Source organism: Pseudoduganella sp. RAF53_2 (genome assembly GCF_052113985.1).
Taxonomy (GTDB): domain Bacteria; phylum Pseudomonadota; class Gammaproteobacteria; order Burkholderiales; family Burkholderiaceae_D; genus Rugamonas.
In genome coordinates, this window is the sequence record NZ_JBFRDW010000313.1 from 1 (window position 1) to 6784 (window position 6784).

Annotated in this window: 8 protein-coding genes; 3 read left to right on the forward strand and 5 right to left on the reverse strand. The window is 62.3% G+C overall.

What is annotated here, in order from left to right:
• The coding region (locus AB4Z11_RS18505) for a diacylglycerol/lipid kinase family protein (protein ID WP_442026761.1) at nt 1-302 on the forward strand (302 nt) is incomplete at its 5' end.
• A gap of 9 nt (nt 303-311) precedes the next feature.
• Nucleotides 312-1124 carry a metallophosphoesterase family protein gene (locus AB4Z11_RS18510; RefSeq protein WP_442026763.1) on the forward strand — a complete coding sequence of 271 codons (813 nt, stop codon included), beginning with the start codon at nt 312-314 and terminating at the stop codon, nt 1122-1124.
• On the opposite strand, the gene AB4Z11_RS18515 is transcribed toward AB4Z11_RS18510, so the two are convergent.
• Both AB4Z11_RS18515 and AB4Z11_RS18520 read right to left on the reverse strand, forming a co-directional pair.
• A complete protein-coding gene (locus AB4Z11_RS18515) occupies nt 1112-2572 on the reverse strand; it encodes a phospholipase D-like domain-containing protein (protein WP_442026765.1) in 1461 nt (486 codons plus the stop codon). The two genes, AB4Z11_RS18510 and AB4Z11_RS18515, sit on opposite strands and share 13 nt — an antisense overlap.
• A gap of 257 nt (nt 2573-2829) precedes the next feature.
• Complete coding sequence (locus tag AB4Z11_RS18520) at nt 2830-4125, reverse strand: acetyl-CoA hydrolase/transferase family protein (RefSeq protein ID WP_442026767.1); 1296 nt, start codon at nt 4123-4125, stop codon at nt 2830-2832.
• Nucleotides 4126-4213: 88 nt separating this feature from the next.
• Here AB4Z11_RS18520 and AB4Z11_RS18525 point away from each other — a divergent pair, with 88 nt between their 5' ends.
• Nucleotides 4214-5287 carry a porin gene (locus tag AB4Z11_RS18525; protein ID WP_442026769.1) on the forward strand — a complete coding sequence of 358 codons (1074 nt, stop codon included), beginning with the start codon at nt 4214-4216 and terminating at the stop codon, nt 5285-5287.
• Here the strand turns inward: AB4Z11_RS18525 and AB4Z11_RS18530 are convergent.
• The 3 genes from AB4Z11_RS18530 to AB4Z11_RS18540 form a co-directional block, all read right to left on the reverse strand.
• The gene (locus tag AB4Z11_RS18530) at nt 5284-5853 is read right to left on the reverse strand and encodes a DUF3617 family protein (protein WP_442026770.1); all 570 of its coding nucleotides are present in this window, start codon (nt 5851-5853) and stop codon (nt 5284-5286) included. The genes AB4Z11_RS18525 and AB4Z11_RS18530 overlap by 4 nt on opposite strands.
• Before the next feature lie 14 nt (nt 5854-5867).
• Nucleotides 5868-6542, reverse strand: coding sequence for an OmpA family protein (locus AB4Z11_RS18535; protein ID WP_442026771.1), 675 nt, complete (start codon nt 6540-6542; stop codon nt 5868-5870).
• Nucleotides 6543-6640: 98 nt separating this feature from the next.
• Nucleotides 6641-6784 (reverse strand): lmo0937 family membrane protein (locus tag AB4Z11_RS18540; protein ID WP_442026772.1); only part of this gene is annotated, 144 nt, incomplete at its 5' end.

Genomic DNA, 6784 nt, shown 5'->3' on the forward strand with positions numbered 1-6784 from the left:
GTAATAATGAATACACCATGCAGGGCTTCAACATCGGCGAGCGGGCGTGCATCGATGGCGGATCGCTGAGTCTGTATGTGGCGCAGCGTCCTACGCGGCTGGGTCTGGTGCGGCTGGCTTTCCACGCGTTGCTCGGCAGTCTGGCCCAGGCGCGCGATTTCAGCGCGGAGCTGGCGAAAGAGCTGCAGGTGGAAACCCATCACAAGCGCTTGCGTGTCGCGACGGATGGCGAAGTGACGGTGATGACCACGCCGCTGCACTACCGCATCCGTCCGGCAGCCTTGCCGGTGCTGGTGCCTTGAGGAGACGCTATGCGTACGCTGGTGCATTTGTCCGATCTGCATTTTGGCCGCGTGGACGCGCAATTGCTGGCGCCTTTGCGCGAGACGGTGCGTGCGGTGCAGCCGCATGTGGTGGTGATCTCCGGCGATCTCACGCAGCGGGCGCGCAGCGCCCAGTTCATCGAAGCGCGCGATTTTCTGGCGAGCCTGCCCGACCCGCAAATCGTGGTGCCGGGCAATCACGATATACCGCTGTATAACGTGGTGGCGCGCTTTCTCACGCCGCTGGACAAGTACCAGCGCCACATCACCTCGGACATGTCGCCCGAGTATGTGGACGATGAGATTGCGGTGCTGGGCCTGAACACCGCGCGCTCGCTGACCTTCAAGGACGGCCGCGTGAACCGCGAGCAGATCATCCGCCTGCACGAGCGCTTCGACGGCTTGCCGCGCAGCCTCGCGCGGGTGGTGGTGACGCACCACCCCTTCGATCTGCCCGAGCACTACGATGAAGATGAGCTGGTCGATCGCGCCGAGATGGCCATGTCTGCTTTCGCCCGCTGCGGCGTGGACCTGCTGCTGGCCGGCCACCTGCACACCAGTCACTCCCACTCCAGCGCAGAACGCTACAAGATCAGCGGCTATGCGGCGCTGATCGTGCAGGCGGGCACAGCGACCTCCACGCGCGGACGCGGCGAGTCGAATTCATTCAACGTGATCCGCGTCGAGCATGACCGCATCGAAGTCGAACGGCGCAGCTGGAATGGCGAGTCCTTTGAAGCGGCGGGCACGGACGCTTTTATCCGCAGTGGCGATGTCTGGCAGCAGGCTCAGAGCCAGTAGTCCCAGAAGCGGGCGAGCCATTCTTTAACGCGGGCGGCGAAGGGACGGTGCTCCCAGGCTTCGCGCGTAACTTCGGTGGAGTTGCGCAGATCTTCCTTGAAGGCGTTTTCCATCTCGGTGCCGAACACGTCACCCATCACGATCACGTTGACTTCGCTGTTGTGCAGGAAGCTGCGGGTATCGATGTTGGTGGAGCCGACGGTGGACCAGACGCCGTCGATCACCACGGTTTTTGCGTGCAGCACGGACAGTTTCAGTTCGTGAATGCGCACCCCGGCCTTCAGCAGGCGCGAGTAGAAGGCGCGGCCGGCGTGGAAGACCAGTTCGCTGTCGGACTTGCTGGGCAGGACCAGCTGCACATCCACGCCGCGTTTCGCCGCCTCGATCAGGGCTTGAAGCGTTTGATCRTCCGGCACGAAATAAGCGCAGGTGATGTGGATGGATTTCTTCGATTCCTGGATCGCCAGCAGGAGTGCTTTGTAGATTTCGAACTTGCCGCCGGGCTCGCTGCCCAGGACGCGCACCACCTTATCGCCTTCCACGGTGGGCGTGGGGAAGTAGTTGGCATCGCGCAGATCATCGACATCCTGGCTGATCCAATTGTGGATGAAGAGCCATTGCATGGACTGCACAGCGGGGCCTTCGATGCGCACATGGGTATCACGCCAGCCGACTTCGTTCTCGCCTTTGCCTTTATCCGCCCCCGCGCCCGAGCCCAGGCCGCTGCCGGATGGAGCGCTGCCACCGCCGGGCGCTGAGCCGCCGCGCTTACCGGAACGGAAAGGCGAACTCTTGGAGTACGTGTCGCTGATATTGATGCCGCCGGCGAAGCCGACTTTGCCGTCCACGATCAGCATCTTGCGGTGGTCGCGGTTATTCACTTTCCAGCCATTGCCATGGGCTTTTGCGGGATTCACGGGATTGAACACCAGCAAATCGATGCCGCCCTCGCGCATGTGATCGAGAAAGGTCTGCGGCACGCCGATGGTGCCGACGGCGTCCACCATCACATTGACGGTCACGCCCTCGCGCTGCTTCTGGATCAGCAGCTCGGCGAATTTTTCGCCAAGCTCATCTTGGTCGAAAATATAGGTCTCGAAATTGATATTGTTCTTGGCGGCGGAGATGGCCTTCATCATTTCGGCCATGGTCTGCGGGCCGTCGAACAGCAGCTTCACTGAATTGCCCGCGATCAGCGGCACGCCGGTTGCGGACTCCTCCAGCGCCGCCTGGGCTTTCAAATCCAGGGTGGACTTGGCCCAGTGCTTCTTCAGCAGCGCTTCGGTGGTCTGCTTGGGCAGCTTACCGTGTGCCGTTTCGACGACGGGCAGGGTCGTCGCTGTAAGACGGGCTTCATCCGGATCAACCTCTGGCAGACCGGCACAGGCGAGCAGTGACCAGCTCGTCAAAAATATCGCGACCCAGTGATTTGCCTTCCCGTATCTCATAGCAGCCTCCACGGCTCAGTCTATGCTTACGGCCCCGTTTTGATTGTTCGCCACCGAACACAGCGCCCCCCCACCATGGGGTCAGATCCGACATTCGGACATTTTTCGCGGCTCCTATGGCGCCGTCAGCTCCGAACGGYGGTTTGCGCTGGTCTAACCATGCCCACGTGGCCGAATTGAGAGCAATGTTCGGCCTTGACGCAGCGAATAGCGTGGGCGCGCAAAATTGTCCGAATGTCGGATCTGACCCCCCGGTGTTAGGCGAGGAGGAGGGTGGAGGCGGCTTGGCGGAGCTCGCTGCGGAAGTCGGGATGCGCGATGGCGATCAGCGCTTCAGCGCGCTGGCGGGCGGATTTGCCGCGGAGCTGGGCGACGCCATACTCGGTCACCACGTAATTGACGTCGTTTTTGCCAGTGGTGACGTGCGTGCCGGGCGTGAGTGTTGGAACGATCCGAGAGATGGCGCCTTCTTTCGCCGTCGAAGGCAGCACAATGAACGATTTGCCGCCGCGCGAGCGGTTGGCGGCACGCACGAAATCGACTTGTCCGCCGGTGCCGGAGTAGGGCAGATGGGCCAGGCTTTCGGAACCGCATTGGCCCAGCAAGTCCACCTGCAGCGTCGCGTTAATGGTGATGAGCTTGTCGTTCTGCCCAGCGATATACGGGTCGTTGGTAAAGTTCACCGGATGAATTTCCAGCATCGGGTTGTGGTGCATGAACTCGTACAGGTTCTGCGATCCCAGCGCAAAGGTGGCGACCATCTTTCCAGGCAGGAAGCTCTTGCGGCGGTTGGTCACTGCGCCCGATTTCACCAGCTTCAAGATGCCGTCGCCGATCATCTCGGTGTGAATCCCCAAATCGTGCTTGCCGGTCAGCTGCTGCACCACCGCATCGGGAATGCCGCCATAGCCGATCTGCAAGGTCGAGCCGTCTTCGATCATCTCGGCCACATAGCGCCCAATCGATTCCTGCACCGGACCAATCTTGGGCAGCCCCACTTCGATCACCGGCTCGTCGCTTTCGACAATCGCGCTGACCTGCGACACGTGCACATGGCATTGCCCATGCGCAAACGGCACATTCGGATTCACTTCCAGCACCACAGCGCGCGCCTTCTGGATCGCCGCCATCGTGTAGTCCGCGCCCAGGCTGAGCGCGAAATAGCCGTGCTCATCCATGTCGGAGGCCAGGGCAAACACTACGTCCGACGGAATCAGCCCGCGCTCGATCATCAGCGGAATTTCGGAGAAGTAATTCGGAATGAAGTCGCCCCAGCCGCCCTGGCCGCAGCCACGCGAAGCGCCACCGAAGAACAACGCCACGTGGCGTACATGCTCGGCGGTGTCGCAATCGAAGTATTCGTATTTCCGCATGGCCAGAATCTGCGACACTTTCACGCCACGGAAGCGGCGGCGCTGGGTCGATAGCTCAGTCAGCAAGCCCGGCGGCTCAGCCGCGCCGGTGGGAACGATGATGGTGTCGCCGTCGCGCACCAGTTGTACGGCGTCCGCCGCGGACATGCGCTTGCTGGCATACAGGCTCTGGGCTTGCATGTTGTCTCCTCAGTGTTCTTTTGTGTGCGTTCGCACAGATTGCACCATGGTGCTTACCCTAAGCTGACAGCAAGCTTGAGGGATCATCATGAAAACCGCTGTCACCTTGCTTGCCGGTCTGCTGCCTATTGCAGTGTATGCCCAGAACTCCAGCTCCGTACAGATTTACGGCGTGCTGGATGCCGGCATCGTGGCTGAGCGCGGTTGTCGCGATGGCTGTCCCAATGTCAAGCTGTCGCCCGGCGTGGAATCGGGCTCGCGGCTCGGCGTCAAGGGCCGCGAGCAGCTCGGGGGCGATACGGCTGCGATCTTTACGCTGGAGGCGGGTGTCGAGAACGATACCGGCCGCTCCGAAGAAGGCCGCACGTTCGGGCGCCAGGCATTTGTCGGGCTCGACGGCCGCTGGGGAGCATTGACACTGGGACGCCAGTACAACCTCCAGTACGAAACGCTGGCCGATGTCGCCGATCCCTTCCACGCCGGGCTGGCGGGCGCCGCCACTAATCTGATGGGCTATACCACCAAGCGCTACGACAATTCCATCAAGTATTCGACTCCGCTGATGCGCGGCTGGAACGCCAGCGCGATTTACAGCTTCGGCGAATCGGCCTTCAGCACCTCGCGCAACCAGGCGTATGGCGCGACGGTCGGCTATACCAACAGCCTGTTCAATGTGCGGGTCGCTTATCAGAAGAAGAACAATCTGCTGCAGGCGGAAGGTTCGACTCAGCCGGTAGACCTGTCCGCGCGCAATTCCCTGGTTGCCGCCAATATGAATCTCGGCATTGCCACGGTGTACGCGGCCTTTGGSATGAACCGCGGCGTGGGCAGCTCGCCCTGGGACCAGAACAATCCTTATGGCGCACTGGTGATGTCTTCGCCTTCGCACAAGAGCAATGACATGCTGGTGGGCCTGTCGATTCCGCATGGAGCGGCGACGTATATGGTGTCGTACATCCGCAAGGATGATCGCACGCTGGCCAATATGGATGCCGACCAGATCGCCGTCGGCATGACGTATGCGCTATCCAAGCGCAGTGCCTTGTATGCGGCCTTTGCCCACATCAAGAACCGCAATGGCGCGCCCTACACGGTGGGCAACGCCACCGAACGCGGTAGCGGCAACAAGGCCATCAACGTGGGCTTCCGCCACGCGTTTTAGTAGCCGGGCGCTGGCGGCTGTGCCGGCGCTGCCTTGGCGGCGCTGCCGCAATCGGCGGACAGCCAGCGTCCCGATCCTTCCACCGTCATTTGCTGCGCCTTGCCGGCTGCGGTGCTGTTGACGTTCATCTTCATGGTGTAGCCGGTGTTGCCGTTGAAGATGACCTGGCCATTGCCGCTGGACGGCGGCTTGGTGCAGTTGAAGGTGACGTTCATACCGCCGGGGACGGGCGTGCGGGTGGTCGTGCACTGGCCCGGCTGGCCGGATGGCAGCTCCTGCTTCTCGGCCATTTCCTTGGTCAGGCAGTAGGTCAGCTTGACGCCGCCGCCATCGGCCAGATTCATCGACACGCCATGCTTGGCCATCATCTGTTCCATCATCTTGCGCTGATCGGGCGGCATGTTCGCCATCTGCTGCTGTGCCGCCGCCATGGCCGCCATGGTTTCCGGACTGCCGGACGCAACGCGGTTGGTCAGCTCCCACAGTCCAGGCTTCAGCGCCTGGGCGGAAGCGGGCAGGGCCAGGACAGTCAGGCAGGCGCACAACAGGGGCAGATGGCGTTTCATGGTTTCTCCTTGGATCAGCTGCGTGGCGCCGGTTCGGCCACAAAGATTTCCACGCGGCGGTTGCGGGCGCGGCCCGCGTTGTCGTCATTCGATGCGATCGGCTCGCGCGATCCGCGGCCTTCCACCACCACGCGGGTCGGCGAGACGCCGCGCGAGGCCAGATAGTCGCGGGTATGGGCCGCCCTGTCAACCGACAGCGGCTGGTTGATCGCGTCGCTGCCCGTGCTGTCCGTATGGCCGATGATGGTCACGGTGGTGGCCGGATTGTCGTTCAGGGTGCCGGCAAAGCGGTCCAGGATGGGGCGGAAGTCCGGCTTGATGTCGGAGCGGTTGGTGTCGAACGAGATATCGCTGGGGATTTCCAGTTTGAGGCGGTTGTCGCCGGTCTGGCTGACCTGGACGCCGGTGCCGCGCGTGGCCTGTTCCATGGCCTGCTTTTGCTGTTCCATGTGTTTCGACCAGATATTGCCGACCACCGCGCCTGCTGCCGCGCCCAGTACCGCACCGCCTGCTGCGCGGCCGGTGCCCCCGTGGCCAGTGCTGGCGCCCAGTATGCCGCCCAGTGCGGCGCCCACGCCGGCGCCGGTGGCGGTGCCGCGCTCGGTGGCGTTCATGTCGGCGCAGCCGCTCAGGGCGATGGCCAGGGCCGTCATTGCGGCCAGGAGTTTGCTGGGGTTTTTCATTCTCATGGCATCCCTCCACAGAAGTTTAAGTGTAGCGCGAAAAAGCGGGGCGGCGCTGCATAGGCATGCAGGGCCGCCCCGTTAGTGTGTCCCCGAAGGGACATCTAGATGCCGCGTCCGCTGATCAGGCGCAGCAGGATCATGATGATGGCTACTACGAGCAGAATATGGATGAAGCCGCCGACCGTGTACGAGGTGACGATGCCCAGCAACCAAAGGATGATCAGAACGACTGCGATAGTGTATAG

Bases quoted from the DNA above. Each gene is read 5' to 3' on its own strand.
- AB4Z11_RS18510 (WP_442026763.1), top strand. From the start codon at position 312: ATGCGTACGCTGGTGCATTTGTCCGATCTGCATTTTGGCCGCGTGGAC.
- AB4Z11_RS18520 (WP_442026767.1), bottom strand. From the start codon at position 4,125: ATGCAAGCCCAGAGCCTGTATGCCAGCAAGCGCATGTCCGCGGCGGAC.
- AB4Z11_RS18530 (WP_442026770.1), bottom strand. From the start codon at position 5,853: ATGAAACGCCATCTGCCCCTGTTGTGCGCCTGCCTGACTGTCCTGGCC.
- AB4Z11_RS18535 (WP_442026771.1), bottom strand. From the start codon at position 6,542: ATGAGAATGAAAAACCCCAGCAAACTCCTGGCCGCAATGACGGCCCTG.